Source organism: Nocardia sp. NPDC004711 (genome assembly GCF_053601595.1).
This window is the reverse complement of the sequence record NZ_JBSGCB010000012.1, coordinates 179,725-204,653: the sequence shown is the minus strand read 5'-3', so window position 1 is coordinate 204,653 and position 24,929 is coordinate 179,725. Positions and strand designations below refer to the sequence as shown.

26 protein-coding genes are annotated in these 24,929 nt (G+C 68.8%); 12 read left to right on the top strand and 14 right to left on the bottom strand.

All coding sequences use genetic code 11. The features are described 5' to 3' along the window. Positions 1–2: 2 nt before the first annotated feature. Positions 3–2,156: an ArnT family glycosyltransferase gene (locus tag ACWEKS_RS14625; RefSeq protein WP_452340525.1), complete on the top strand. Its 2,154-nt coding sequence runs from the start codon at positions 3–5 to the stop codon at positions 2,154–2,156. Between the two features lie 160 nt (positions 2,157–2,316). Here ACWEKS_RS14625 and ACWEKS_RS14620 read toward each other — a convergent pair whose 3' ends face one another. Beyond that, positions 2,317–3,573 carry an alpha/beta hydrolase gene (locus ACWEKS_RS14620; protein ID WP_452340524.1) on the bottom strand — a complete coding sequence of 419 codons (1,257 nt, stop codon included), beginning with the start codon at positions 3,571–3,573 and terminating at the stop codon, positions 2,317–2,319. A 97-nt stretch (positions 3,574–3,670) separates the two neighbouring features. On the opposite strand from ACWEKS_RS14620, the gene ACWEKS_RS14615 reads away from it, so the two are divergent. The 4 genes from ACWEKS_RS14615 (at position 3,671) to ACWEKS_RS14600 (ending at position 6,227) form a co-directional block, all read left to right on the top strand. Further along, the gene (locus ACWEKS_RS14615; RefSeq protein WP_452340523.1) at positions 3,671–4,126 is read left to right on the top strand and encodes a MarR family winged helix-turn-helix transcriptional regulator; all 456 of its coding nucleotides are present in this window, start codon (positions 3,671–3,673) and stop codon (positions 4,124–4,126) included. Positions 4,127–4,265: 139 nt separating this feature from the next. After that, the gene (dapB, locus tag ACWEKS_RS14610) at positions 4,266–5,021 is read left to right on the top strand and encodes a 4-hydroxy-tetrahydrodipicolinate reductase (protein ID WP_452340522.1); all 756 of its coding nucleotides are present in this window, start codon (positions 4,266–4,268) and stop codon (positions 5,019–5,021) included. Further along, positions 5,018–5,524, top strand: a complete 507-nt coding sequence (locus ACWEKS_RS14605; RefSeq protein WP_452340521.1) for a hypothetical protein — start codon at positions 5,018–5,020, stop codon at positions 5,522–5,524. Before dapB ends, ACWEKS_RS14605 begins: the two co-directional genes overlap by 4 nt. Before the next feature lie 55 nt (positions 5,525–5,579). Continuing rightward, positions 5,580–6,227 (top strand): SRPBCC family protein, encoded by a 648-nt coding sequence (locus tag ACWEKS_RS14600; RefSeq protein WP_357006906.1) that lies wholly within the window; start codon positions 5,580–5,582, stop codon positions 6,225–6,227. A gap of 259 nt (positions 6,228–6,486) precedes the next feature. Here the strand turns inward: ACWEKS_RS14600 and puuE are convergent, their stop codons facing one another. From puuE to ACWEKS_RS14570, 6 genes are all read right to left on the bottom strand, one after another. Next, positions 6,487–7,404 (bottom strand): allantoinase PuuE, encoded by a 918-nt coding sequence (gene puuE, locus ACWEKS_RS14595; protein ID WP_452340520.1) that lies wholly within the window; start codon positions 7,402–7,404, stop codon positions 6,487–6,489. Between the two features lie 73 nt (positions 7,405–7,477). Further along, the gene (gene alc, locus ACWEKS_RS14590; protein WP_452340519.1) at positions 7,478–8,509 is read right to left on the bottom strand and encodes an allantoicase; all 1,032 of its coding nucleotides are present in this window, start codon (positions 8,507–8,509) and stop codon (positions 7,478–7,480) included. Beyond that, positions 8,506–9,720, bottom strand: coding sequence for a DUF6986 family protein (locus tag ACWEKS_RS14585; protein ID WP_452340518.1), 1,215 nt, complete (start codon positions 9,718–9,720; stop codon positions 8,506–8,508). Before ACWEKS_RS14585 ends, alc begins: the two co-directional genes overlap by 4 nt. Further along, positions 9,717–10,463: an aspartate/glutamate racemase family protein gene (locus tag ACWEKS_RS14580; protein WP_452340517.1), complete on the bottom strand. Its 747-nt coding sequence runs from the start codon at positions 10,461–10,463 to the stop codon at positions 9,717–9,719. Before ACWEKS_RS14580 ends, ACWEKS_RS14585 begins: the two co-directional genes overlap by 4 nt. Before the next feature lie 75 nt (positions 10,464–10,538). Next, entirely contained in the window at positions 10,539–11,273 is a 735-nt protein-coding gene (locus ACWEKS_RS14575) for a GntR family transcriptional regulator (RefSeq protein ID WP_379383699.1), read from the bottom strand. 88 nt (positions 11,274–11,361) lie between these two features. Then, complete coding sequence (locus tag ACWEKS_RS14570) at positions 11,362–11,808, bottom strand: MarR family winged helix-turn-helix transcriptional regulator (protein ID WP_379443048.1); 447 nt, start codon at positions 11,806–11,808, stop codon at positions 11,362–11,364. Between the two features lie 86 nt (positions 11,809–11,894). Between ACWEKS_RS14570 and ACWEKS_RS14565 the strand changes: the two genes are divergently transcribed. Genes ACWEKS_RS14565 through ACWEKS_RS14555 form a run of 3 tightly spaced genes read left to right on the top strand, consistent with a single transcriptional unit; the run spans position 11,895 to position 15,177 of the window. Beyond that, positions 11,895–13,379, top strand: a complete 1,485-nt coding sequence (locus ACWEKS_RS14565; RefSeq protein ID WP_452340516.1) for a DHA2 family efflux MFS transporter permease subunit — start codon at positions 11,895–11,897, stop codon at positions 13,377–13,379. A 4-nt stretch (positions 13,380–13,383) separates the two neighbouring features. After that, positions 13,384–13,968 (top strand): DUF6817 domain-containing protein, encoded by a 585-nt coding sequence (locus ACWEKS_RS14560; protein ID WP_452340515.1) that lies wholly within the window; start codon positions 13,384–13,386, stop codon positions 13,966–13,968. 51 nt (positions 13,969–14,019) lie between these two features. After that, positions 14,020–15,177, top strand: coding sequence for a lipase family protein (locus tag ACWEKS_RS14555; protein ID WP_452340514.1), 1,158 nt, complete (start codon positions 14,020–14,022; stop codon positions 15,175–15,177). 97 nt (positions 15,178–15,274) lie between these two features. Here the strand turns inward: ACWEKS_RS14555 and ACWEKS_RS14550 are convergent, their stop codons facing one another. From ACWEKS_RS14550 to ACWEKS_RS14540, 3 genes are read right to left on the bottom strand one after another with little or no spacing between them, the layout of a single operon-like run. After that, positions 15,275–16,279: a PHP domain-containing protein gene (locus tag ACWEKS_RS14550; RefSeq protein WP_452340513.1), complete on the bottom strand. Its 1,005-nt coding sequence runs from the start codon at positions 16,277–16,279 to the stop codon at positions 15,275–15,277. A 40-nt stretch (positions 16,280–16,319) separates the two neighbouring features. After that, positions 16,320–16,607 carry a hypothetical protein gene (locus tag ACWEKS_RS14545; protein ID WP_452340512.1) on the bottom strand — a complete coding sequence of 96 codons (288 nt, stop codon included), beginning with the start codon at positions 16,605–16,607 and terminating at the stop codon, positions 16,320–16,322. A 42-nt stretch (positions 16,608–16,649) separates the two neighbouring features. Beyond that, entirely contained in the window at positions 16,650–17,306 is a 657-nt protein-coding gene (locus ACWEKS_RS14540) for a TetR/AcrR family transcriptional regulator (protein ID WP_452340511.1), read from the bottom strand. A 70-nt stretch (positions 17,307–17,376) separates the two neighbouring features. Here ACWEKS_RS14540 and ACWEKS_RS14535 point away from each other — a divergent pair, with 70 nt between their 5' ends. Continuing rightward, a complete protein-coding gene (locus ACWEKS_RS14535; protein WP_452340510.1) occupies positions 17,377–17,847 on the top strand; it encodes a VOC family protein in 471 nt (156 codons plus the stop codon). Positions 17,848–17,857: 10 nt separating this feature from the next. Here the strand turns inward: ACWEKS_RS14535 and ACWEKS_RS14530 are convergent, their stop codons facing one another. Continuing rightward, positions 17,858–18,793, bottom strand: a complete 936-nt coding sequence (locus ACWEKS_RS14530) for an alpha/beta hydrolase (RefSeq protein WP_452340509.1) — start codon at positions 18,791–18,793, stop codon at positions 17,858–17,860. Then, positions 18,793–20,205 carry a flavin-containing monooxygenase gene (locus tag ACWEKS_RS14525; RefSeq protein ID WP_452340508.1) on the bottom strand — a complete coding sequence of 471 codons (1,413 nt, stop codon included), beginning with the start codon at positions 20,203–20,205 and terminating at the stop codon, positions 18,793–18,795. Before ACWEKS_RS14525 ends, ACWEKS_RS14530 begins: the two co-directional genes overlap by 1 nt. A gap of 99 nt (positions 20,206–20,304) precedes the next feature. Between ACWEKS_RS14525 and ACWEKS_RS14520 the strand changes: the two genes are divergently transcribed. Together ACWEKS_RS14520 and ACWEKS_RS14515 are read left to right on the top strand one after the other, a co-directional pair. Beyond that, positions 20,305–20,952 (top strand): TetR/AcrR family transcriptional regulator, encoded by a 648-nt coding sequence (locus ACWEKS_RS14520; protein ID WP_452340507.1) that lies wholly within the window; start codon positions 20,305–20,307, stop codon positions 20,950–20,952. A gap of 71 nt (positions 20,953–21,023) precedes the next feature. Beyond that, complete coding sequence (locus ACWEKS_RS14515) at positions 21,024–21,503, top strand: DnaJ family domain-containing protein (protein WP_452340506.1); 480 nt, start codon at positions 21,024–21,026, stop codon at positions 21,501–21,503. A gap of 183 nt (positions 21,504–21,686) precedes the next feature. Here the strand turns inward: ACWEKS_RS14515 and ACWEKS_RS14510 are convergent, their stop codons facing one another. Then, a complete protein-coding gene (locus ACWEKS_RS14510) occupies positions 21,687–22,166 on the bottom strand; it encodes a MarR family transcriptional regulator (protein ID WP_452340505.1) in 480 nt (159 codons plus the stop codon). Between the two features lie 178 nt (positions 22,167–22,344). Here ACWEKS_RS14510 and ACWEKS_RS14505 point away from each other — a divergent pair, with 178 nt between their 5' ends. Further along, complete coding sequence (locus ACWEKS_RS14505) at positions 22,345–23,187, top strand: NAD(P)H-binding protein (protein WP_452340504.1); 843 nt, start codon at positions 22,345–22,347, stop codon at positions 23,185–23,187. A 28-nt stretch (positions 23,188–23,215) separates the two neighbouring features. Here the strand turns inward: ACWEKS_RS14505 and ACWEKS_RS14500 are convergent, their stop codons facing one another. Beyond that, positions 23,216–24,403 (bottom strand): cytochrome P450, encoded by a 1,188-nt coding sequence (locus ACWEKS_RS14500; RefSeq protein WP_452340503.1) that lies wholly within the window; start codon positions 24,401–24,403, stop codon positions 23,216–23,218. Positions 24,404–24,929 lie beyond the last annotated feature (526 nt).

Here is a 24,929-nt window from a genome sequence, read left to right as displayed (position 1 = left end):
GAATGGTCAGCGTGACCACATCACTCCAGGACAACCCGCCAGTGGTTCCGCCGCCGCCCGCGGCGGCTGCACAGGAGGCCGGACGGTTCGGCGGTAAGACCGCCGAACGTGCCGGTCTGGCCGCGCTCCTAGTCGCGACGGCGGTGATGTATCTGTGGAACATCACCATCGATGGGATGGGCAATCAGTTCTACGCCGGGGCCGCGTGGGCCGGGTCGAAGAACTGGGAAGCGCTCCTGTTCGGTTCACTGGATCCCGCGAACTTCATCACCGTCGACAAGCCGCCGGTGTCGCAGTGGGTGATGGGGCTGTCGGGGCAGATCTTCGGGTTCTCCAGTGCCAGCATGCTGATTCCGCAAGCCCTGATGGCGGTGGCCGCGGTGGGGCTGCTGTACGGCGCGGTGCGGCGGCTGACGGGTAGCCATTACACCGGGCTGCTCGCCGGAGCCGCGCTGGCGTTGACGCCGGTCGCGGCGTTGATGTTCCGGTTCAACAACCCGGACGCGGTCATGGTGCTGCTGATGATGGCCGGCGCGTACGCCACGGTTCGCGCTCTCGAACGCGCCTCGACCAAGTGGATTCTGCTGGCCGGTGTGGCGCTGGGGTTCGCGTTCCTGGCGAAGATGCTCGAGGGCCTGATGGTGCTGCCCGCGCTGGGGCTGGTCTATCTCGTCGCCGCGCCGAATCCGATCCGCGCCCGCCTCGTGCAGCTGGTCGGGGCGCTCGTCGCGCTGGTGGTGTCGAGCGGATGGTACGTGCTGGTCACGCTGCTGTGGCCGGCGTCGAGCCACCCGTATCTGGCCGGGTCGACCGACAACAACTTCATGAATCTGGTGCTGGGCTACAACGGCTTCGCCCGCGTGCTCGGCCGCAACCACCGTGGTGCTCCGGGCGGCGGCGCGCCGCACGACCCGGCCACCGCGGCACCCGGCTTGACCACTGCGGCACCCGATCCGGCCGCCGCGGCGGACACGGCCGCGCAGGCCGGTCCGGGCGGACACGGCGGCGGTGGATTCGGCGGCTTCGGCGGGCAGGTCCGCGGCGTGGGACGCCTGTTCACCGGTGAATTCGGCTTCGAGATCGGCTGGTTGCTGCCGGCCGCGCTGCTGGCCATGGTGCTGGTGCTGGTCTCGCGGGGCCGGGCGCCGCGCACCGACCCGGTGCGGGCGGCCGCGATCCTGTTCGGGCTGTGGATCCTCATCGACGGCGGCGTGCTCAGCTACATGAGCGGCACCGTGCACCCGTACTACTGCCTGTCGATCGCACCGGCCGTGGCCGGCATGTTCGCGGTCGGCATCCACGAGATGTGGACCGGGCGGGACACCATCCTCGGTCGCTTCGGCCTGGCCGCGCTGGTGGCGACCACCGGCGTGTGGAGTTTCGTACTGCTGCACCGCAACAGCGGCTGGTACCCCGAACTGCGCTGGGCGGTTCTGGCACTGACCGTCGTGGCGACCGTGCTGCTCGTGCTGCCGTGGGTCCGGGACAACCGCCGTCTCGCCGCCGCGGCACTGGCGCTCGGCCTGTTCGCGAGCCTGTCCGGCGCGACCGCCTACTCGATCGCCACCATCGCCACCCCGCACGGTGGCGGCGGTCCGACCGTCGGCCCGGCGAGTGCCGCGGGCGGCCGGGGCGGCGGCTTCGGCGAGTCCCGGCCCAACCAGCAGCTGGCGGCCCTGCTGAAGACATCCGACTCGACGTGGGCGGCCGCGATCAACGGCTCCTCCGCCGCGGCGGGCCTGGAGTTGCAGACCGACAAGGCGGTCATGGCCATCGGCGGCTTCTCCGGCAGCGATCCGACCCCGACCCTGGCGGAGTTCCAAGCCGATGTGAAGGCCGGCAAGATCGGCTACTACATCGTGCAGAACAACAACGACCGTGGCGGCAACGGAAACGGCAACGGCGACAACGGAAACGGCAACCGCGATCCCGGCGCCCCCGCCGGTGCCGAGCACAACCGGCAGCAGGGCGGCGGCCAGAACCCCGCCGATCAGTCGGCCCGCCAAGGCGCCCAGCCCGAGCAGGGCGGCCCGGGCAACCAGGGTGGCTTCGGTCGCAACCAGCACACCGACATCACGGACTGGGTGACCGCAACCTTCACACCCCAGCAGATCGGCAACACCACGGTCTACAAGCTGACCGGCTACACCGGCTAGTCCACCGACCCGAAAGGCCGGGCGCGCAATGGAATCCCTTGCGCACCCGGCCTTTCGAGTCCCGGTCGGCCATGATGTCGAACGGCTCGCGGTGTGCCGCCCTCGGACCGGGCCTCAGCGCGCAATTACGCTGAGCGGCAGGCGACTTCGGGATCGGTGCTCACGCCGAGCGCAGCCGTTGGATGGCCGACGGCACTGCGCCCGACCACCATTGCGGATCGGCGGTGCCGTCGGTGGTGCGTCCGTCGCGGTGGACGTAGTGCCGCACATCGCGCCCCGGCGTCGTGAATTCGCCGGTCAGGGCTCGTTCCAGCCATTCGGCGCCGAATCGGAAGACCTCGGCCGCCACGCCTCCCAGTGGATGGAATTCGCCCTCGTAGACGCGAATCTCCTTGGGCGCGCGAACGAGTTCGTAATTGGCGAGCGCCTGTTCGAGTGGGGTCAGCTCGTCGAACTCGCCGATGCCGTACAGCACCGGGCACGCGATGTCACCGACCAGATCATCCAGCGGCATCCGGTCCCGTAATTCCCGGTCGAAGGCCGCTTCGTCGTCGTAGCCCGCCATATACATGTAGTTGTTCTTGAAGGTCGGCTGCGCCTGCTCGAAGATGGTCCGGAAATCGCCGGTCGGCGCCTCGAAGGCCGCCAACGCCGCCAGCCTCGGCTCCGTCGCGGCCGCACGCGATCCCCAGTACCCACTCATGCTGATGCCGAACATGCCGATGCGGAGCGGATCCACTTCCGGCAGTTCGCTCAGATAGTCGATGTAATGCCGCACGGCGCGCTCATAGTTGGTGAGATCGACGGTCAGGCCGTGCGCCCGGCTCTCGCCCTGCCCAGGACCCTCGATGGACAGCGCGACCACGCCCCGCGAGGTGTAGTACCGCTCGGCCGCGGCGATGTAGTCCTCCTTGATCATGTCCATGCCGGGGCCGAGAATCACCGCCGGAGCCCGATGCACCGGCCCCGCCGGCAGATGCAGCAGTGCGAAAATCTGCTTGCCCTCGAAGTCCAGCGCTACCCGCCGGACCAGTCCGCCGCGCAGTTCCCCCAGCCGTTCGACGCAATGGTTGGTGCGCTCGCGGAAGGCGAGTTTGCGTGGATCGGCCGCCTCGAAGATCGAGTACTGGGCCCGGCCCCACATCACGGCCGCCCGGGTATAGAGGTCGGCGGCGGTGCGCGCGAACCCGTTTCGCTCATGGTGGGCGGCGCGCTCCTCGGCCTGGGCGGCGATACTCACCCACGCCTTCGGCAGCATCGCCCCGCTCCGCACGAGTTCGAAGACCTTGTCGAAGTCGGTGTGGTCGTGACCGAGTTGCTCCATGGTGCCCTTCGCCTGTGGATGCAGGGCGTCGAATCCGCCCTGGGCGAGGGCGATGTCGAGGGCCCAGCTCTGGCCCAGGGATCGAGTGGTCATGGTGAGTGCTCCTATCGATAAGCTAAGTACTTATCTATTAAGTACTTAGACTAAGCTGCTGTCAACCCCGCACGATCCGCCGACAGGAGAACCCACCGTGACCGAAGACCTCGATGCGGACCGCGCGACAGCCCTCGATCTGCTGGCCCGGGCCGCCTACCGGCTCAGCGCGGCGGATTCCCGGCTCCGGGGGCGCGCGACCCGATCCCCCAAGGCGCTGTCGCTCACCCATGCGCGCGCCCTGCGCGCGCTGGCCGACCACGGGCCGCTCACGATCGGCCAACTCGCTGCCCTGGCCGAAACAACCGGCGCCGCAACCACTCAGCTGGTCAACGGCCTGGCCGCGGCGGGATATGTCACCAGGGAACGCCCACCCGGCGACAAACGCTCGGTGCTGGTCACGCTGACCGAGGCCGGGCGCACCCGGTGCCGCGAGCGCATGACGGCCATGACCGACGCCCTGCGAGACGAACTGGCCGATCAGGACATCGCCGCACTGAGATCCGCCACCGAGGTCCTCGACCGGCTCGTCGCGGTCTACGACCAGCTGTGACCACCGACCCGGAGCAGGCCGGCCGCACCTGTGCCCCGTAGCCGGTGGCCGACTCGTCCGAAACGGCCGCGCGGCGTGGCGTTTCGCCGACCCGATAGGCTCGAACCGTTCCTTGATCGGTCATAGCGAAGGAGACCAGGTGACCACGAACCGGATCCGGGTGGGTGTGCTCGGGGCGCGCGGCAAGGTCGGGCAGGCCATTTGTGCCGGGGTCGAGGCGGCCGCGGATCTGGAGCTGGTGGCGCAGGTCGACAAGGGTGACTCGCTGGAGGCGTTCACGGCCGCCGGAACCGAGGTCGTGGTCGACTTCACGCACCCGGACGTGGTGATGCCCAATCTGAAGTGGCTGGTGGAGAAAGGGATTCACGCCGTGGTCGGCACCACCGGCTTCGATGCCGAGCGGCTGGAGCAGGTGAAGGGCTGGCTGGCCGCCGAGCCGGAGGTCGGGGTGCTGATCGCGCCGAACTTCGCCATCGGCGCCGTGCTGAGCATGCGGTTCGCCGAGCAGGCCGCGCGCTTCTTCGACTCGGTGGAGGTCATCGAGCTGCACCACCCGAACAAGGCGGACGCGCCGTCGGGCACCGCCTTCCGGACCGCCGCGCTCATCGCCGCGGCCCGGGAGAAGGCGGGTGTGGGCCGCAGCCCCGACGCCACCAGCCAGGAGCTGGAGGGTGCGCGCGGCGCGGACGTGGACGGGGTGCGGGTGCACTCGGTGCGGCTGGCCGGACTGGTCGCGCACCAGGAGGTGCTGTTCGGCACGCAGGGGGAGACGCTGACCATCCGCCACGACTCGCTCGACCGCACCTCCTTCGTACCCGGTGTGCTGCTGGGCGTGCGCAAGACGCCGCTGCGCCCCGGTCTCACCGTGGGCATCGACCCGCTGCTCGACCTGTGAGCACGCCCGCCGCGAATCCCGCCGACGGCAACGGCCGCGAGGTCTTCAAGCGGGTCGGTTTCATCGCGGCCCTGGTGGTGGTGCTCGGGTTCTACTTCGTGCTGCTGGGCCGGATCGGGATCGACCTGATCGCCACCGGTAAGCCGGCCGCGGTGGGCCTGGGCATCGGCGTGTTCATCCTGCCGGTGCTGGGCGTGTGGATCGTGGCGACCAGTGTCCGCGCCGCCTTCGCTCACCAGCACCTGGCCCGCCGCATGCACGAGGAGGGCGGCGAGCTGGATGTCTCCGATCTGCCGCGCCGCCCGTCCGGACGCATCGAGAAGGCTGCTGCCGACGCGCTTTTCGAGCAGGTGAAGCAGGAATTCGAGGCGGACCCGCAGAACTGGCGCACCAACTACCGCGCCGCCCGCGCCTACGATTACGCCGGCGACCGCACCCGCGCACGCGAAATGATGAAGCGCGCAGTGGAATTGGAGCGTGGGGACCGGCCCGGGGCACGGTAGCCGCGATTTCGCAGGAAACCTGCCGGTAGGTTGCGACCGGGGTAAAGTCCGGCCGGTGAGGTTCAAGGTGGGTTATGCGCTGGCGATAGCCTGCGCGACGATGGGGTCGCCTGCGGTGGGGTCGGCGATGGCACGCGCGGACGACGCGCCGTCCTGCATCGAGTCGGAGAACGACTACAAACTGGAATGGCAGGTCAGCTGGTCGATCTACGAGGCCGAGCAGCAGAATCCGGCCGACGGCCGATCGGTGACCGAGGTGGATCTGCCGGTCACCATCGCCGCGCCGCTGGACAAGGTGTGGGACGTGTACACCGATGTCCGCAACGGTATCGGCCGCCACTCGTTCCTGAAGGACATCATCGTCCACCGCACCTGCGATGACGGTGACACGCAGATCGCGGATTTCACCGCGCTCGAGGACATTCCGATGGGCCCGGTCACCTTCCCCGGGCACACCCAGGCCGAGCAGCGCCTGCACCCGGACGAGCACTACTACACCACCGACAGCTGGGACGTCCCGAACGTGACCACCCACCAGCTGATCACCTTCGCCGACAACGGCGATGGCACGACCACCGTCAACGAGCATCTGACCTTCGTCGCCGATGCGGCCCTGATCGACTTCACGGCCGGCAACGGGGTGGCCGCGCACCAGGCGACGCAGGAGGGCATCAAGCGCGATATCGAAAGCGGCGCGCTCTGAGGCGGTTTCGCCCGACAGCAGCGAGCGGTGATATCGCCGGCACGCAAATACGGCCCGGAACCTGGTGGTTCCGGGCCGTATTCGTGGTGCCGCCGATGCGTCCGGCGGTACCCCACACCGGAAGGGAGATCCGGGCACCCGTGACGGGCGGGTCCCCGGTGGAGAGTCGGTGTGCGGTTCCGGCCGCACCGGCGTTCCCGGTACCGGGGTGATCGCGCAATCACCCCGGGCCGCAGTGGTTTTCGGGTTCTCCCGGGCGTCAGGACGCGGGATGCACCGTGCGCCAGTGCTCGGCGATGTCGATGCGCCGCGCCAGCCACACCTGCTCGTGTGACTGCACGTAATCCAGGAAGCGCTCCAGCGCCTTGGCCCGCGCCGGCTTGCCGATGATGCGGCAGTGCAGGCCGACCGACAGCATCTTCGGCGCACCGGCCGCGCCCTCGGCGTAGAGCACGTCGAAGGCGTCCTTCAGATAGGTGAAGAACTCCTCGCCGTTGGCGAATCCGGCGGGGGAGGAGAAGCGCATGTCATTGGATTCGAGCGTGTACGGCAGCACGAGGTGATCCTGGCCGGCGACCTTCACCCAGTAGGGGAGATCGTCGGCGTAGGAATCGGAGTCGTAGACGAAGCCGCCGTGCTCCACCACCAGCTCGCGGGTCTGCGGCGAATCGCGGCCGGTGTACCAGCCCTTGGGCGCCTCACCGAAGAGCTTGGTGATGATGCGCACCGCCTCTTCCAGGTGCGCGCGCTCGGTCTCGGCATCCACCATCTGGTAGGAGATCCAGCGCAGACCGTGCGAGCAGATGTCGTAGCCATTGCGTTTGAACGCCGCGACGGCCTCCGGATTGCGTTCCAGCGCCCGCGCCACCCCGAAGATGGTCAGCGGGATATCGCGGGATTCGAACAGCCGCAGCACCCGCCAGAGTCCGGCGCGGGAGCCGTACTCGTAGATGGTCTCCATCGACATGTGCCGGTTCGGGAACGCCGCTGCCGGAACGATATCCGACAGGAACGTCTCCGAGGCCTCGTCGCCGTCGAGGACATTGTTCTCGCCGCCCTCCTCGTAGTTGAGCACGAAGTTGACCGCGATGTTCGCCTCACCCGGCCACTGCGGGTGCGGCGGGTTGGGGCCGTAGCCCACCATGTCCCGCGGGTAGTTCAGATCGAAATCGCTCATGGCTGCATATCCTTTCGGCGCGCTCGGGGGCCCTCCGTGGTTACGCGAGCTTCCGCCTCCGGGCCCTGACCGATCACGCCAGGTCATTTTCCAGCTCGGCGCGCAGTCGCGCCCGAGCTTCGTCGGTCAGGGTGCCGAAGAGCCGCAGCCGGGCCAGGCCGCCGTCGGGGAAGGCGTCCAGGCGCACCTGCACGACCGCCGCCTCTGCGTCGATCAGGAAGCGGTGGCGGGTGTCGGGCTGCAGGCGGGTGCGGCCCAGCAGTTCGACCTCGGTGCCGTCGGCGCGAATGCCGGTGAGGGCGCCCGCGCCCGGGCTGTTGAACAGGAAGTACGAGGTGTCGATCTCGGCGGCGGTGATCACGCCCTCGGCGGCCAGCTGCACCAGCACCCAGTCGTTGGTGTTCTTGTCGCGGCGGCGCGCGGTCTCCCAGCCATCGCCCATGCTGCGGGCGCGGCCGGGCATGAGCACGTTCTGCGGGTGCGAGAAGAAGCGGTTGGAGCAGTCGGCGACCAGGCCGCCGTTCTCCACCGCGGCCAGGTCGAACGGGCCGGACTCCAGCCAGGCCAGGTCGGGCTTGGCGACGCCGTGCACGCGCAGGCGGGCGATGCCGCCGTCGGGGAACATGCGCAGCCGCACGTGGGTCCAGCGCTTGGGGGAGTCCACGGCGAACGGGTTCTGCGAATCGCCGGACACCTTGGCGCGCTCGACGATCGTGGTCCAGCCCTCGGCGGCGACCAGCTCGTCGACCGACGGATTGCCTTCCACCGCAATGGCTTCCACCGACACCTCGGGCGGGTAGTTGCCCTTGAACCAGGCGGTGTCCACCACGACGCCCTTGATCACGCCGGGCACGCCCAGGCGGACGATCGCGGTGTCGCAGTCGTCGCCGGCGGGGTGGTCGCCCTCGGCGCTGCGCCGGCGGCGGGTCTCCCAGCCGTCGTACACCTGGCCCTTGTGGCCGAAGGTGGCGGGGGAGTAAGTGGCCTGCTCGGGCCGGATCAGGTTCTCCTTCTCGGCGAAGGACTCGTCGTTCGCCCACAGCACGGCGCCACCCAGGGTGCGCACGGCCAGATCGGGAAGCAGCGTGAAATCAACGTCGCTCATAGCGCCGGAATCTTCCTCTCTCGCAATTGATGCAATACCTCGACAGTGGCTTTGGGGGCGATCGCGGTGACCTCGGCGGGTTCGAAGGCGCCGCACTCCAGTCCGCGCAGCACCACGGTCGCCAGCGCCTGCGCGGTGGCCGGTTCGTCCATCACCGCGCCGCCCTGGCGATCCAGGTAGCGGCCGATGCGCGGGGCGGCGATGCCCAGCCCCTCGCGGAAGAACGCGAAGGTGGCCAGCCAGCGGGTGACCAGGTGGCCCGCGCCCATGTCCCAGCCCTGGTAGTAGCCGCGCTCGAGCGAGCGGGTGACCAGGCGGAAGTGCCGCGACACCGCCGCGCGCACCTCCGCGTCGGTGCCGATCGGCAGCACCTGGGTGGAGCCGTCGCACACCCACACCCCGGTGGTGGCGGCCGCGGCCTGCATGACCGCCTTGGCGTGGTCGGCGACCGGGTGCTCCAGCGACTGGAACTTCGGGGCGATACCGCAGGCGGCGCTGTAATCGTAAGTACCGTAGTGCAATCCGGTGCAGCGTCCGGCCGAGCGCTGGATCAGCTGGGCGACCGGGGCGGTGCCGTCGGCGGCGATGATGGCCTGCGGGCTCTCGATCTGCAGCTCGAACCGCAGCGATCCGGCGGCCAGCCCGTGGGCCGATTCGATGGCGTCGCACAGCTGCACGGTGAGATCGGCCTGCTCGACATGGCGGATCTTCGGCACGGTGAACACGAAGCCCTCGGGCACGCCGCCCGCGCCCTCGAGGACCTTCTCCAGGGTGCGCACGGCGCGCGCCCACTCCAGGGTGGTGAGGCCCTTCATGCGGATACCGCGCGAGAATACTTCGGCCGGAAGGGCTTTCAGCACCGCGCCGGCGTGCAGGGCGTCGCGGTCCTCGACCTCGTCGCCGCGGGTGCCGTAGCCGTCCTCGAAGTCCAGCCGCAGGTCCTGGATGGGGCGCTCGCTCAGGGTGCGGAAAACCCGTGCGACGACATCCTCGCCGGCCAGCCCGACCAGCAGCTCCCGCTGGCTCTCGGCGAGTTCCAGTGCGGCCGTGCCCCATTGGGCCGGCAGGTCGATCGAGGAATCCGCGCCGGAGGCGTACGCGGTGTGCACCGGCTGGCCCGGGCGGTCGCCCGGATAGAGCCGCAGCAGCTCCGAATCCACAGCCTGCAAACGGGATTCGATCCCGTTCCATGTCTCCGGTGGCAGCGTCACGCCTGAGCCTCCTGTTCTTCGATGCCGAAATCGGCGAGCAATCCCACATACGTCTTCGGTAGTGGGGCCGCGAATTCCCCGCGGCCGGACTTACGCAACTTCATGGTGACCAGCGACTGCACGGTCAGCGTGGCGGCGGCGACGCCGTCCACCACGGGCACCCCGACCTCCTCGGTCAGGTACTCGCACAGGTCCGCCATCCCCGCGCAGCCGAGCACGATGGCGTCCGAGTTGTCCGCCAGCACGGCCTCGCGGCAGGCGTCGGCGATGATCTTGCGCGCCTCGGGATCCTCGAGTTCGAGCACCGGGATCTCGCAGGCGTGCACGTTCGCGCAGAACCGTTCCATCCCATAGCGTTCCGCCAGCTCCCAGGCCCGGCCGGCGGTGCGGCCGAGGGTGGTGACGACGCTGAATTTCCGGCCCAGATGGCTGGCCGCCTGCATGGCCGCCTCGGCGATGCCGATCACCGGGCCGCGCGCCAGCTCGCGTGCGGCGTCCAGGCCGGGATCGCCGAAACAGGCGATGACGTAGCCGTCCGCGCCCTCGGCCTCGCCGCGCGCGATCTCGGCCAGCAGGCCGGGCACGGCCAGCGCCTCGTCGTAGTGGCTCTCGATGGAGGCCGGGCCCATGTCCGGGTTGACGGCGTCGACCACCGTGCCGGGCGCGGCGACCAGGCGCGCGCTGTCCCCGATGAGCGCCGTCATCGCGGCGGTGGTGTTGGGATTGATGACCCGGATCCGCATGGATCCACGCTATCGAACAGAAATGGCTCCGGCGTTGCTTGAACCGTATATGTTCGAAAGCCCCAGGCTCAGGGGTTATATATCTTCTTCACCTGCGGGTTCGGCGAACAAACCGGTGTCGGTGGGCAGGTGCGAGAGGACGCCGTTCAAGCGTGCGTGATGCCCCTCGGTGGCAGTCAGCAATGCTTCAGCATCCCTCGCGAGGAAGGCCTGCAGCTGCTTGCTGTGGTCGGCGTGCAGCACCACGCGATCCATCGTCGACACATGCACCATGGGCTGCACGGGTTCGGTGATGTTCCAGGCGTATTCGAGCATGTGCACCACGCGCGGCATGCCCGACGGGCGCACCAGGGCCAGGTGGAAGTTGCGGGTCTCGCGGTGATAGGCCACCGCGTTCTCGGTGAGCACCGCCTGCTCGAGGCGGGCGTGGATCTCGCGGGCCAGCTGATGATCGGCCTCGGTGGCATTGTGCACGGCCGCGGCCAGCGCGGCGGACTCCAGGCGCTCGCGCACGATGTACAGCTCGCGCAGCTCGTCGGCGGTCAGCATGGTGACCTGGTACCCGAAGTTGGGCCGGTGCTCGACCAGGCCCTCACCGATCAGGGTCTGCAGCGACTCGCGCACCGGAATGGCGCTCACGGTGAATTCGCGTGCTATCTCGCCCAGCGGCAAACCGGTGCCGGGCGGCAGGTTTCCCTCCAGGATCAGCCGGCGCATTTCGCCGAGAATCTCCTGCTGGGAGTAGCCGCGGCGGGCGTCCAGCGGCGGGTTGAGCTGGGGCAAACGGGGTAGGCGGGGTCGAGAAGGCACGGCCCCAACCCTAGCCCTACGCGTAACCGGGTTCACAGCCGTCACCGGTTGTGAGCCATTTCGCGGCGGTTGCCCGGCCGGGTGTGGGTCAGCTCTCGTCGGTGTCGTAGCCCAGGGCCTTGAGTGAAAGCCGGTGCAGGGTATCCCTTTCCGCCGGGGTCAGGCGGGCGAGCAGCACATCGGTGGCGGCGGCGATCTTCGCATCGGTCTCCGCGCGGACCCGATTGCCGGCGGCGGTGATAGCCAGCCGGTATTTCCGGCGGTCGTGCGGATCGCGGGTGCGGGTGACCAGACCGGCCTTCTCGAGGCTGTCGATCAGCCGCACCACTTCGCTGCGGTCGATCTCCAGGACGTTGGCCATCTCCTGCTGGGAGATCTCACTGCTCTCGGCGAGGTAGGTGAGCACCCAGTGCTCGCGCAGGGGTGTCCCGAGGTGGGAGTGCATCGCCTTGTGCAGCTTGCCCAGTGCGTAGGTCGGGTGGCGCAGCAGGCTCGGGGGGTGGGCCTCGGCCGGGACGGAAGGTTCTTCGGGCACCCGCTGATTATATCTATTGTTGAGCTACTCAATCATTGGTACTCTCTGCAATTGAGTTGCTCATCAACTATTGAAGGAGAGGTCCGATGACGCAAATGCGTTCGGACACCAGGACATCCGGTGCCGGGGGAGCGCCCGCCCGAGCTCCCGTGCCCGCCGATTCCGGCAAGATCCCCGCGCATGTCTGGCGCACCGCCGGCGTGGTGGTGTTCGGCGCGGTCATGGGCATGCTGGACACCTCGCTGGTCAATATCGGGCTGCACACCATCGGCGCGGATCTGGGTGCGTCGCTGGCCACGATCCAGTGGGTGGCGAGCGGATACCTGCTGGCCCTCGGTGTTTCGCTCACCGTGTGCGGCTGGCTGGCGCGGCGGGTCGGCGTCACCCGGCTGTGGATGGGGGCGCTGGTCGCCTTCACCCTGACCTCGGCGGCGTGCGCCTTCGCGCCGACCGCGGGGTGGCTGATCGGAATGCGCGTCCTGCAAGGACTTGCGGCGGGACTCATGATCCCAGCCGGGCAGACCATCCTGGGTCAGGCGGCCGGGCCGCAGCGCATGGGCCGGGTCATGGGTGTGGTCGGCATCGCGGTGGTGGGCGCGCCCGCCATCGGGCCGACCATCGGCGGGCTCATGCTGGCGCACTGGAGCTGGGAGTGGTTGTTCCTCATCAACATTCCGTTCGGACTGGCCGGATTGGCGCTGGGGCTGCGGTATCTGCCACGGACCAGCGGGGTGGCGACACAGCCGCTCGACGTGACCGGGCTGGTGCTCGCGGGTGGCGGCGTATCCGCCGTGGTGTACGGGTTGTCCGAGGTCGGGACCACGGGGTCGGTCACCTCGCCGTCGGTGTGGCTGCCCGTCGTGCTCGGGCTCGCGGGCCTGGCCGGATTCATCACCCGTGCGCTGCGCGGTGAACGGCCGCTGCTGGACATCCGGATGTTCGGCAACCACGCTTTCCGGGCCGCCACCAGCGCCAGCTTCTTCGCGGGCGGCGCCATGTTCGGCGTGATGGTGTTGCTGCCCTTGTACTTCCAGGTGCTGCACGGCACCGGGCTCATTCGCACCGGCGTCGATCTGCTCAGCTACGGCCTGGGCGGCATCATCATGCTGCCGCTGGGCGGACGGCTGACCGACCGGTTCGGCGGCGGCCGGGTCGCGGTGCTCGGCAACCTCGCCATCGCCTGCGCCGTACTGCCGCTCGCGTTCCTGCCGGTCGGCGCGAACGAAATCCTCATCCAATTCCTGCTGTTCGCGGCGGGTATGGCCACCGGTGTCGGCGCCATGCCGCTGGTCTCGGCGGCGTATGCGGCGGTCCGGCACGAGCAGCTGCCCGACGCCACGGCCTTCGTGAACATCCTGCAGCGGGTGGGCGGCGCCGTCGCGGTGGCGCTGGTGGCGGTAATCCTCTCCCGGGCAACGTCATCCGGCTGGGCGCCGGTGTCCGCCTACCACCTCGCCTTCGGGGTCCTCGCCGCCCTCTCGGTGGCTGCGTCCGCGGCGTCGCTCGTCCTGTACCGGCTGCAGCGGCGGGTGAGAGCGGCTGCCGCCGAACCGGTTCCCGCGCGACAATGAACAGATGAACGAGCCGGAATCCCTCGCATCCCGCAGGAACCGCGTCGAGCGGTTCCTGCGGGATCGCGGCACACAGACCATCGATCATCCCGGCGGGACGCTGCTCGCCCACCTGGGCCGGGTCGCCGACACGCTCGCGGCGTGGGGACACGACGGCGACCTCCAGCTCGCCGGCCTGGCCCATGCCGTGTACGGCACCGACGGATTCGGTGTCTCGCTCGTCGAATTATCCGATCGCGCAACGGTTGTCGAGCTGGTCGGCGCCCGGGCCGAGGGATGGATCTATCAGTACGCCGCCTGTGATCGCGGAACGGTCTATCCCCGTATCGACGCGGATCCGGTGCGGTTCCGGGACCGCTTCACCGGCGGCGAATTCGAGCCCTCCGCGGCCGATTTCCGGGCCTTTCTGGAGCTGACGATCGCCAACGAGCTGGACGTGTTGGCGCAAAACGCCGAACTGGCAGCGAAATACAGCGCGGGGCTCTACGAGCTCTTCGCGCGCGTCCGCTCCCACCTCTCGCCGTCCGCCTGGTCCGCTTGCGAAGGTCAGCTGACCTCCTTCCCCGGCCGGGGCCGTCGCAACAGCTAGATTCGAGTTAATCGAGGCGGCTGTCATCGAACCCCGATCCGAAGGAGCGGCATGCGAGCAGCGATTGTCTTCCCGGTACTGGCTGCCCTGTTTCTGACCGCCTGCGGCGCCACCTCCGACACGACCACACGAGCGGTGGAATCTCCTGGGAAGCTGGTCTCACAGCGATCACTGGGCAATCTCGACCCCGCCCTGACGGCCGCGATGTCCTCGGCCACCTACATCCGCTATCAATCCACCTCCCCGACAGGGAAACCGATCGAGGTGTCGGGCGCGGTCTTCCTCCCCACCGGGGACGCCCCCGCCGGCGGCTGGCCCGTCATCGCCTTCGCCCACGGCACCTCCGGAGTCGTCAGCGCCTGCGCACCCACCAATTCGCCCACCCTCTTCGGCTCCGCCGCCACGGTGGCCGGACTCCTGGCCGGGCACCGCGCCGTGGTGATGACCAACTACCAGGGCCTCGACGGCCCGGGCAACGCCCCGTACCTGGACTCGCGATCCTCCGGCTACGACGTCCTCGACTCGATCCGCGCCGCCCACTCCACCGGCCTCCCGCTGTCCTCCGACACCGTGCTCCTCGGCGTCTCCCAGGGCGGCCGCGCCGCCGAATCGGCCGCCGAAACCGCGAAATCCTATGCGCCGGACCTGAACCTCCACGGCGTCGTCCTGCTGTCACCCGCCCTGCAACTCCAGCTCGTCGACACCGTCCGCACCGGCACCCTCAACGCCCCCGACCAATACCTGATCATCCCGTATCTCGTTGCCGCAGTACGCGACACCACCCCCGACTACCGCTACGACCAGGTCCTGCACGGCGACCTGCTCACCGCCGCACCGCATCTCGAATCCGCCTGCAGCGGCACCCTCACCCCCGCCGACATCGCCCTCGGCCAGGCCGCCACCCCCGCCGAGGCATCCTTCACCGACGACGCCGCGGCCCGCCCGTTCACCGACTTCCAATCCCGGACGAACCTCCCCCGATCCGCCACCCCACTGCCCATCTACATAGCCCGCGGCGACGCCGACAAACTGGTCGACACCGCCTGGTCCACCGCCGCGATCTCCACAATGTGCGCCCTGGGCACCCCGGTCCACGACCTCACCGTCCCCGGCGGCCACGACGCCCCCGCCACCGTCACACCCCAGTGGTCGTCCTGGATCGCAGACCTGTTCGCGAACAAGCCCTTTCAGTCCACCTGCCCGCACTGACCCGCCGATTTCGTCCCACGCCCCGAGCGTCAGGGAGCTCTCACTGCGGCTTCTCGCACAGATTCCCGCGCTCGGAGCTCCCCGATCTTGATCGGGGCTAGGAACCCGCCCAGCTCAGCAGCTTGTCGAGTGGCCAGGTGTTGATGATGCGGTCGGCGGGAACGCCGTTGTCGAGGGCGCGCTGGGCGCCGTAGCCGAGGAAGTCGAGTTGGCCGGGGGCGTGGGCGTCGGTGTCGATGGCGAAGTGGCAGCCCAGGTCGAGGGCCAGGTTCAGGAGGCGGGTGGGTGGGTCGCGGCGTTCGGGGCGGGAGTTGATCTCGACGGCCACGCCGTGGTCGCGGCAGGCGGAAAAGACCTGTTCGGCATCGAATTTCGATTCCGGGCGGGTGCCGCGGTTGCCTTCGACGAGGCGGCCGGTGCAGTGGCCGAGGACCGTGGCCCGACCTCCGGATACGGCCCGCACCATGCGGCGGGTCATGGCGGCGGCGTCCATCTTCAGCTTGGAATGGACGCTGGCGACCACGATGTCGAGGCGGTCGAGCAGTTCGGGTTCCTGATCGAGTGCGCCGTCGTCGAGGATGTCGACCTCGATGCCGGTGAGAATGCGCATGGGCGCGAACCGGTCGCGGAGCTCGTCGAGCACATCCAGTTGCTGCCGTAGCCGATCCGGTGAGAGTCCATTGGCGACGGTCAGGCGGGGTGAGTGGTCGGTGAGTGCGCAGTATTCGTGCCCCAGCGCTTGCACGGTGGCCATCATCTCCGTGATGGACGCCGATCCGTCCGACCAGTTCGAATGCACGTGCAGGTCGCCCTTCAGCGCGGCCCGCACCTCGCCGCCCCCGAGATCCTTTGCGGCGGTCCGCAATTGGATCAGCGTGTCCGGCTCCCGTCCGGCCCATGCCTGCGCGATCACCGCCGCCGTCTTCGGCCCGATCCCCGGCAGCGACTGCCAGTCACCGGTCCGCCCCAGCCGTTCCCGCTCGGCATCGTCGAGCCCCTCCATGATGTCGGCGGCATTGCGATAGGCCATCACCCGCCGGGAATCCTCCCGGTCCCGGTCCTTGAAGAACGCGATCATCCGCAACGCGACGACAGGATCCATGTCTTCAGTGTGCCCGCGGAACCCGGCGAAGTGGTTGCGGTTACGCGCGTGTGGTGCGGCGTAGCAGGACGGCTGAACCCGCCGCGACCACCAGACCGCCGACGATGAGGAAGCCGTCCGTCGAATCGCGCAGGGACCGTTGCTCGTTGAAGGTCCTGACCACCTGCCGCCCTTTGACGGTGTCGTGGCATTCCTGCCCGGGTTCGAGGGTGTGGCCGGAGCATTCCAGGGGCAGGAACAGCCGGACGATTCCGGCGATCAGCAGCACCAGGCCGACGGCGACCCCGATGGTGTGGGCGATTCTGAGTGAGCGCCGGGTGGGCGGCATGGCATTCCTCGAGCATGGGCACTGCGTTCCGCAGCGCGTGGATCAGGCTTCCGGAAGCGTAGAGGGCGTGGTCGCCAGGCGCAGCCAGGTGCCGGACAGCCACCGCTCGTAACCGTCCGGGTCCATGCCGAGGGTGCGGACCATGAGGTTGTAGGTGTCGGCCTGGCCGAGCGGGCCGACGGTGGCGATGATCCAGTCCAGATCGGCGTTCGGATGCAGCAGCCCGTCGGCGTGCATATGACGCCAGATGTCGGCTATGTGCTGCTGCGTGGCGGCGCGCCCGGCCTGGGCGGCCTCGGCGATCAGTGGTTCGCTGGCCTCGGCGGCGACCGCGGCGGCGATGACCGGGGCGGCGCGTTCCATGAGTTCGCGAGCGCCGCGCGCGTAGGCGGTGATCCGTTCGTCCAGGGTGGGCGCGGTGGCGGCCCGGATGTGCCAGTCGCGGTGTGCCACATCGATGTCCTGCATGTCGCCGACGATCGCCACGTCGATCGTCCGTTTGAGCAGTTCCGCCTTGGACCCGAAGCGCAGGTAGACGGTCCGCGAGCCCACCTCGGCGGCCTCGGCGACCGCGGCCAGGGAGGTCACCGCGTACCCGTCGGCTATGAACAGCCGGCGCGCCGCGTCGAGGATCTTCCGTTCGGTCTCGGCCTTGCGAGCGTCCCACAGCGGAGACGTCTTCTTGACACCGGGGCTCATTTGCTGCATCCTTACTGCATCACTGCAGTGATGCTGCATCATTACACTGATACTGCAAAGGATAGCAGCGATGATCCCCACGCTCGCCGGGGTGCATCACCTCAAACTCCCCGTGTCCGATCTGGCGCGGTCCATCGACTGGTACCGCACCCGCCTCGGCTACACCGTCGGCGTCGAATTCCGTGAGCAGGGCGACCTGAGGGGTGTCGCCCTGCATCACCCGGCCGGTGGCCCCATACTCGGTCTCCGGCTCGACCCCGAAAAGGCCGCCGCCGCAGCCGGATTCGACTACTTCTCGATCGGCGTACCCGACCGGGCCGCCATGCGGGCGCTGGCCGCGCATCTCACCGCCCTCGGCGAACCCCATGCCGGCGTCCATTTCGCCACCATCGGCTGGATCCTCCCCGAGCTGCGCGACCCCGACGGCCACGAAGTGCGCTTCTACTCCGTCGAATCCCACACCGAGCTCGGCGACGACCCGCTGGCCATCGACAATGCCCGCGAAACCGCGGAAGCTCTGGAGCGCAACGAGACTCGCTGACCACGGTCGATCATGCCCGCGGTTCTCCATCGACTGGGACGTGACGGTGCAGGAAGTCCAGCTGATCGGCGACCACGTGATCGAAGGCCGCGCCGCGGTAGATGTCGAAATGCCCGGCGGCGTAGGTGCGGACCTCACCGCGCGGCGCCCGGGCCGCGTAGCGCAGGGTGGCCTCGGCCGGTGCGACGGAATCGGTTTCGCACACCGCGAACAGGATCGGCACCTCGATGCGGTCGGTGAACCGGCCGGGCCGATCGGTCAGGATGTCGAAGACGACGCGGGCCGCGGCTTCATTGCGGAAGTCCGTGCCCGGCGGAACCAGTGCGAGATAACCGGATTCGGCGTCGGGCGCGGTCATCAGGGCGGTACCGTCCACGGGCCCGGCGGTCGTGATCATGTGCGGTGCGCGGCCGAACAGCGCACCGGCGATGTCACGGACACCGGCGAGGGTGGCCTTGACCGAGTTGACCGGCGGAATGGCCAGGGTGGAGGCGATGCCGTCGGTGAACGGGCACTGGGCGATGGCCGCGACCAGTCCGGCCGGGCGCCGGGCCGCGGTGTAGATGGCGTGCCCGCCGCCGAAAGAGGTGCCCCAGGCCACGATTCGCGCGCCGTCGACCTGCGGCAGCTGCCGGGCGAAGGCGATCGCGGCCGCCCAGTCGGCGCGCTGTCGGCGGGTCGACAGCAGATACCGCGGCATGCCCTCGCTGTCGCCGAAGTGGCGGTAGTCGAAGATCAGGCAGGCGTATCCGGCGGCGGTGAAACGTTCGGCGTAGGCGGCCAGGCCCATCGCGCGGATCGCGCCGAGCCCGTGCGCCATGACGATCACCGGCGGACGGCTCCCGGGCCGCTGGTCCGGCAGATAGAGGGTCGCCGCGCAGTGGTTCCCGTCCTCGGACGGGAACCACACCTCGTGTTCGCTTGCGCCCGTGGTGTTCTCGCGCATCACGCCACCGTCTCGCCGTCGCGGGCGCGGCGGGCGGCGACGCTCGCGGTCGGGCGATCGACCCGGGAGAGCCCACCCGGGCGTTGCGCGCCACGGCGTCGTTCCAGCCGCAGATCGCGCATGTAGTCGTCGAAGTCGACCTGGATGGTGTGGCGCTTGGAGGCCACGTAGCGACGCTGGATGCCGCGCCGGTGTGTGGTGATCTCCCGCTCCATCTCGGCCGGGCCGGGCAGGTGGTAGCGGCCCTGCAGGTGGTCGGCGATGAGGTGGGCCTGGCGTTCGGCGATCGGCATGATCGCACCCAGCGGCTGCACCAGCCCCACGAAGTACAGACCCGGCACCTCCGGATGGAAGACCCGGCGGTACAGGCGTATCCGATTGTCACCGGACGGGTCCAGGAAGCCGGGTTCGAAGAACGGGAAGCTGATCTTGTATCCGGTGCAGAACACCACCAGATCCGCGGTCACCCGGCGGCCGTCGGTGAACACCACCTCGTCGCCGTCGAAGCGATCGATGGTCGGCATCGGCGTGATCGCCCCGTGTGCGAGCCGATCCAGGATCCGGCTGGACATGGTCGGATGCGCCTGGGCGAACTTGTGATTCGGCGCGGGCAGCCCGTAGCGGGTCATCGGCCCGGTCGCCGCGGCCATCAGCTTGCGGGCCAGCGGCCAGCGCAGGAACGACGGGAACCATTCGGCCGCTCCGATCCGGTCATAGGGGCGGCCCCACACGTACTTCGGGATCACGTGCACCCCGCTGCGCGCCGAAAGATAGGTCTCCGCAGCGTGATACGAGGCATCGACCGCGATGTCCATCGCGGAGTTGCCCATGCCCAGCACCACGACCCGTTTGCCGGTCAGCTGCGCTTCCTCGATGTAGGCGTGCGAATGCATGATCGTGCCGCGGAATTCGCTGGCGCCGGGGAACATCGGCTCGGGCAGGCGGGGATCCCAGTGGTGGCCGTTGGCGACCAGCACCGCGTCGTAGCCGACGGTCTCGCCGCTCGACAGCGTCACGCGGAAGGTGCCGTCGGGCAGCGGCTGCACGCGGTCGACCCCGGTGCGGAACCGGATGCGGTCGCCGAACCCGAAATGGCGCACGTACGCATCGAAGTAGTCGGCGATCTGATCGTGACGGGCGAAGTCGGGCAGGTGCGCGGGCATGGGGAAGTCGCTGAACTCCATGCGCTGACGCGAGGTGTTGATGTGCAGCGACCGATACGCCGCCGACACCCCGTTGCTGTTGCCCCACACCCAGTTGCCGCCGACCCGGTCGGACAGCTCGTAGCAGTGCACGTCGATCCCGGTTTCGGTCAGCACCTTCACCGCCGCGATACCCGCGGAGCCCGCGCCGATGACGCAGACCCTCGGCTCGTCGGCGCGGGTTCCCGGCTCGTTGGACTTGGTGGACATGATTCGGACTCCTTTATGACCAGCGGTCATATGACCGCCGGTCACTGTAGGATCGAAACCGTCGCACAGTCAATAGCCCGCGGGCAGAGGAGATCGGTGATGCCGACAGGAACTTGGGACCGGCTTGCCGCGCCGCGCCGGGCCGCCGTGGTGGCCGCCGCCGAGGCCGAATTCGCCGCCCGCGGGTTCAGCGGCGGCAGCCTCAACACCATCTGCCGCGAGGCCGGCGTCTCCAAGGGCAGCCTGTTCCAGTACTTCGCCGACAAGGCCGACATGTACGTCTACCTGGCGGAACTGTCCAGCGAACGGATTCGCTCGACCATGGAGGCGACCGTGAGCGAACTCGACTGGGACAGTGACTTCTTCGGCTCCCTCGACGTCCTCCTCGAAGCCTGGATCCGCTACTTCTACGACCACCCGCTCGAGCGCGCGATGACCGCCGCCGCCAACCTCGAACCCGACCCCGTGGCCCGCACCGCCGTCCGGGAAGCCGTCAACCGCCATTACGTGGCAGTGCTGCAACCCCTCTTCGACGTGGCGACCGCGCGCGGCGCCCTCCGCCCCGGCACCGACACCCAGGCCCTGCTCGCCCTGCTGCTGGTCATGCTGCCCCACCTGGCCCTCGCTCCCCACGTCCCCGGCCTGGACCCGCTGCTCGGCCTGGCAGAGGGCGACGCCGGCCACGCCGTCGCCACCGCCCACCGCATGGTCACCACCGTGTTCGACCCCTACCGCGCCGGCAACTGACCCCGCGCCGGAAGGGATCTCGCCATCGCGCGCTCACCCGGCTGTCCCGCGGTGATCGGTAGGATCGGGTCATGACCGAGCGCAAATCGCCCGGGCTCTCCTTCGAATCGTGGATCGACAAGCAGGTCCGCGAGGCAACGGAGCGGGGTGAATTCGACAACCTGAAGGGCGCGGGCCAGCCCATCCCGCCCGGTGCGGCCGACGAAGACTGGTGGCTCCGCAACTATCTGAAGCGCGAGGGCCTGGGCGGAGACGCCCTCCTCCCCGAATCGATCATCCTCCGCCGGGAACGCGAACGAATCCAGGAAACCGTCCGGGACATGTTCTCCGAGCAGGATGTTCGCGCAACCGTGGCCTCCCTCAACGACCGCATAGTCCACTACCTCCGCATGCCCACCGGCCCCCACGTCCCGATCGGCCCCCTGAAGGTCGACGACGTCGTCGAAACCTGGCGCGCCGAACGCAAATCCGCCCGCCCACCCCGCGTTTCCGCCCCGCTCGAACCCATCGCTACCGAACGGTCTTGGTGGCGAGGACTTTTCAGGCGCTGAGTCGCCAGAACAGACTCCTGGACCTGGACATTCTCGGCCGACGTCCAAGCGACACAGGGTGGGCTCCGCCCCCATCGGCTGCACCATTGACGCCGACCGGACCTGAGCCTGGTGGGCGTTGTGACCGTAAGCGGGTGCCGTTGCCGCCGTGGGGATTCTGTGATGGGCGAAGGTGGGTGGCGGTTATTGGAGTTCGCGGCCGGAGTCGTGGCCTGCGATGGCGCTGCGGCGGAGGAATTCCGCGATGAGCTGGAGTTGCTCGGTTGTGTAGTCCGCGCAGATGTCGTCCAGTGAGCTGTTCATGCCCGACAGTAGGTGGTAGAGCTCGCCGAGGCGGTCGGGGAGGGTGCGGACCACGACCGAGCGCCGGTCGGTGGCGGCGCGTTCGCGGACGATCCAGCCGCCGCGCTCCAGCCGGTCGAGGATGCCGGTGAGGGTGGCGGGGTGCAGTCCTGCGGCGCGGGCCAGGGCGGTGGGGCTGATGGGGCCCTGACTGTTGATCACGTCGAGGCAGTCGACGTCGACGTCGCGCAGTTCCAGGCGTACCCCGACCTGACGGTTGAGCATGGCCAGGTTGCTGCGCAGCCCGCGCATCGCGCCCTTGATATCGCCTGCTGCGCGCCGCCGCAGCCGGGCTTCTTCGCGATCCGCCGCCGCACCCACCACGCCTCCCGTCGGCTCGTATGAGCTTCGTACTTTACGTCACCCGTAGTTGGCACTGGATGGGCCTCGACCTGCGATTGTGCTGACAAATGAGTGATCCAGCTCACCTTGTAGTACGAAACTCGTAGCATCTACCCTTTGAATTATATGAATTTCGTACAAAAGATTGGAGTTCACGATGATCGTCATCACCGGTGCGACGGGAGTCGTCGGCCGCGAAACCATCCAGCTCCTACTGGAATCCGGACAGCAGGTGACCGCCGTCAGCCGCAACCCGCAGCGGGCGGCGCTGCCCGCGGATGTGCGTGTGGTCGGCGGGGATCCCTCGGACCCGCGCTCGCTGGGTCCGGTGTGGGACGGCGCGGAAGCGGTGCTGATCAGCCCGCGTGCGGCCGGAGCGGCGGCCGGTGACCTGCTGGGCGCGGCCGCCGGAGTGGGCGTGCGCCGCGCCGTGGTCATCTCCGCGCTGACGGTGCAGTACCCGGCGGGAGAACCGCGCTTCGCCGACGGATTCCGGGCCGCGGAACAGGCCGCGCGGGACTCCGGCCTGGAGTGGACGGCCTTGCGCTGCGCGGACTTCGACGCCAATGCGCTGGCCTGGGCCCCGCAGCTGCGCGCCACCGGAACCGTCCGCGGTGCGTACGCCGCCGCGGCCACCTCGCCGATCCACCAGCGCGATATCGCCGCCGTGGCGGTTCGCGCGCTCACCGAATCCGGCCATGGCGGAAGCGCTTACGTCCTCACGGGCCCGGAGTCACTCGACCAACGTGACAAGGTGCGCATCCTGGGCAAGGCCCTCGGCACCGACCTGTCGTTCGCCGAAGTCGCGCCGGACCAGGTGCGGGCCGCGCTACTGGCCCAGGGCCTGCCCGAGGAGGTTCCGGACCGGCTGCTCGGCTCGCTCGCCGACTATGCCCGCACCCCTGGCCCGACCACCGGCACCGTCGCGGAATTGCTGGGCCGGCCCGCGCTCACCTTCGCGCAGTGGGCCGACGAGAACACCTCCGCATTCCAGAACTGAAGGGATCCACCGAATTCCGTAGGGGTACTCACGAGGTCGGGACGGCCAGCGGCAGGGCGGGCGGGAAGATCACCGGAACCGCGGCGGGTGCGCGGTGGAATGCGCTCGGCCGCCATTCGAGTTGGTCTGCGGGCATGGCCAATTCGATCTCGGGAAGCGCGTCCAGCAGTTGGTCCAGTGCCTCCTGCACGATGACCAGGGTCACGGATTGGGCTGGGCACGACCGTGATCCAGCGCCCCAAGCCAGATGCGAGCGGTTGCCGATGCGGTCGCCCGCCACCGCCGGATCGGAATTGCATCCGGTCGAGCTGATGATGACCGGGTGGTCGGCCGGCACCCACACATTCTCGACCAGCTGCGGCTGACGGGGATAGCGGGCACAGGAGTTGGCCAGCGGGGGATTGACGAACAGCACCTCGTCGATCGCGTCCCGCACGGTCAACGCACCGGCGAGCAGATCATCGTGGAACTGCTTGTCCGTCAACATCAACAGCACCGTATTGACGATCAGATTCCAGGTGGGCTCGCTGCCGCGGGCATAGAGGACCGCGAGCTGCGCCACGATCTCGGCGTCGTCGAGCCCGGCCGGGTGCGAGATGAGCCGCGAGATCACGTCCGTGCCGGGTTCGCGCCGCTTGGCGGAGACCGCCTCCAGCAGGTCTCCGGTCAGGCGCTGGTTGTAGCGGTCCGAGGTCTCCTCGTCGGGGGCGTCGCGCAGGACGGCCATCGCGTCGAACACCCGCTCGCCGACCTCCGGGGACAGGCCGAGCAGATTGTTGACCACCCGCACGGTCAGCGGCACCGCGAACTGGCCGAGCAGGTCGGCCTTTCCCGCACTGCAGAATTCGTTGATCAACGGCACCGCGGCGGCCTCGACCTCACGCCGCAAGGTGAAGAGATCGACGGCGCGCAGCGTCTCGAGGTAGGCGGGCCGATAGCGCGTGCGGTGCTCCTCCTCCGCGCCGGAACCGATCGTCCCCCACTCCATGATCGGCAGGACGGGACAGTTCTGGGGGAGGCTCGACTCCCAGGCTCTCGGATCGGCGGGAAAGCGGTCCGGATCACTCAAAATACGCAGTGCCGCACGGTATCCGATCACCAGCGTCGCCGAGACTCCGGCCGCCACTTCGACCGGGGCAAGGTGGCCGTGCTCGCGCCGCATCCGGTCGAACGCGGTGCGGGGATCGGCGGTGAACTCGGGCGAATACAGCCTCATGCGGCCTCGAACACGTCAGTTACCAAGGTGTAGCTCCCATGGACGGATGAAATGCGACCAGTTCCACGACCCTCGGTGCAACGATCACACAGGATCGAGAACGGTCGGTATTGCTGCTGGAATGCTGGTGGCGCGTATCCACTTGCCGGGCAATCGGATACATCGATGCCGTCTTCAGTTCGCCAGCAGCACTCCAGTTTCGAGTCAATGATCAGCGTTCACTGCCCGAACACGTCCATTCGTGAGATATGTTTCGCTGGAACGTGTTTCGGTGATGCGGGAATCTTACCGCAATCCTCGATGAAGGCGCAGCGAACTCTGAGGTCGACGGTTGCGTCCGTCATCGCCCACGGTCACGGCCGCTGCCGCGGCCAATTGCCGAGGCGCGGGAACATGGAGTCCGACACCGGCTCGGCCACAACGGCTCAGGCGTTCAGACCGATGTTGCAGCGCGTTCACCGCCATGTGAACTACAAACTCTCGCGGCCTCGACCGACGCGCGGATCGGGGCCGCCGCCGGACGGCC

Bases quoted from the DNA above. Each gene is read 5' to 3' on its own strand.
- alc (WP_452340519.1), bottom strand. From the start codon at position 8,509: ATGAGCGACGTTGATTTCACGCTGCTTCCCGATCTGGCCGTGCGCACC.
- ACWEKS_RS14530 (WP_452340509.1), bottom strand. From the start codon at position 18,793: ATGCGCGAGAACACCACGGGCGCAAGCGAACACGAGGTGTGGTTCCCG.
- puuE (WP_452340520.1), bottom strand. From the start codon at position 7,404: ATGAGCGATTTCGATCTGAACTACCCGCGGGACATGGTGGGCTACGGC.
- ACWEKS_RS14620 (WP_452340524.1), bottom strand. From the start codon at position 3,573: ATGACCACTCGATCCCTGGGCCAGAGCTGGGCCCTCGACATCGCCCTC.
- ACWEKS_RS14545 (WP_452340512.1), bottom strand. From the start codon at position 16,607: ATGCCGCCCACCCGGCGCTCACTCAGAATCGCCCACACCATCGGGGTC.
- ACWEKS_RS14625 (WP_452340525.1), top strand. From the start codon at position 3: ATGGTCAGCGTGACCACATCACTCCAGGACAACCCGCCAGTGGTTCCG.
- ACWEKS_RS14555 (WP_452340514.1), top strand. From the start codon at position 14,020: ATGCGAGCAGCGATTGTCTTCCCGGTACTGGCTGCCCTGTTTCTGACC.
- ACWEKS_RS14505 (WP_452340504.1), top strand. From the start codon at position 22,345: ATGATCGTCATCACCGGTGCGACGGGAGTCGTCGGCCGCGAAACCATC.
- ACWEKS_RS14560 (WP_452340515.1), top strand. From the start codon at position 13,384: ATGAACGAGCCGGAATCCCTCGCATCCCGCAGGAACCGCGTCGAGCGG.
- ACWEKS_RS14500 (WP_452340503.1), bottom strand. From the start codon at position 24,403: ATGAGGCTGTATTCGCCCGAGTTCACCGCCGATCCCCGCACCGCGTTC.
- ACWEKS_RS14550 (WP_452340513.1), bottom strand. From the start codon at position 16,279: ATGGATCCTGTCGTCGCGTTGCGGATGATCGCGTTCTTCAAGGACCGG.
- ACWEKS_RS14540 (WP_452340511.1), bottom strand. From the start codon at position 17,306: ATGAGCCCCGGTGTCAAGAAGACGTCTCCGCTGTGGGACGCTCGCAAG.
- ACWEKS_RS14580 (WP_452340517.1), bottom strand. From the start codon at position 10,463: ATGCGGATCCGGGTCATCAATCCCAACACCACCGCCGCGATGACGGCG.
- ACWEKS_RS14565 (WP_452340516.1), top strand. From the start codon at position 11,895: ATGACGCAAATGCGTTCGGACACCAGGACATCCGGTGCCGGGGGAGCG.
- ACWEKS_RS14525 (WP_452340508.1), bottom strand. From the start codon at position 20,205: ATGTCCACCAAGTCCAACGAGCCGGGAACCCGCGCCGACGAGCCGAGG.
- ACWEKS_RS14535 (WP_452340510.1), top strand. From the start codon at position 17,377: ATGATCCCCACGCTCGCCGGGGTGCATCACCTCAAACTCCCCGTGTCC.
- ACWEKS_RS14515 (WP_452340506.1), top strand. From the start codon at position 21,024: ATGACCGAGCGCAAATCGCCCGGGCTCTCCTTCGAATCGTGGATCGAC.
- ACWEKS_RS14520 (WP_452340507.1), top strand. From the start codon at position 20,305: ATGCCGACAGGAACTTGGGACCGGCTTGCCGCGCCGCGCCGGGCCGCC.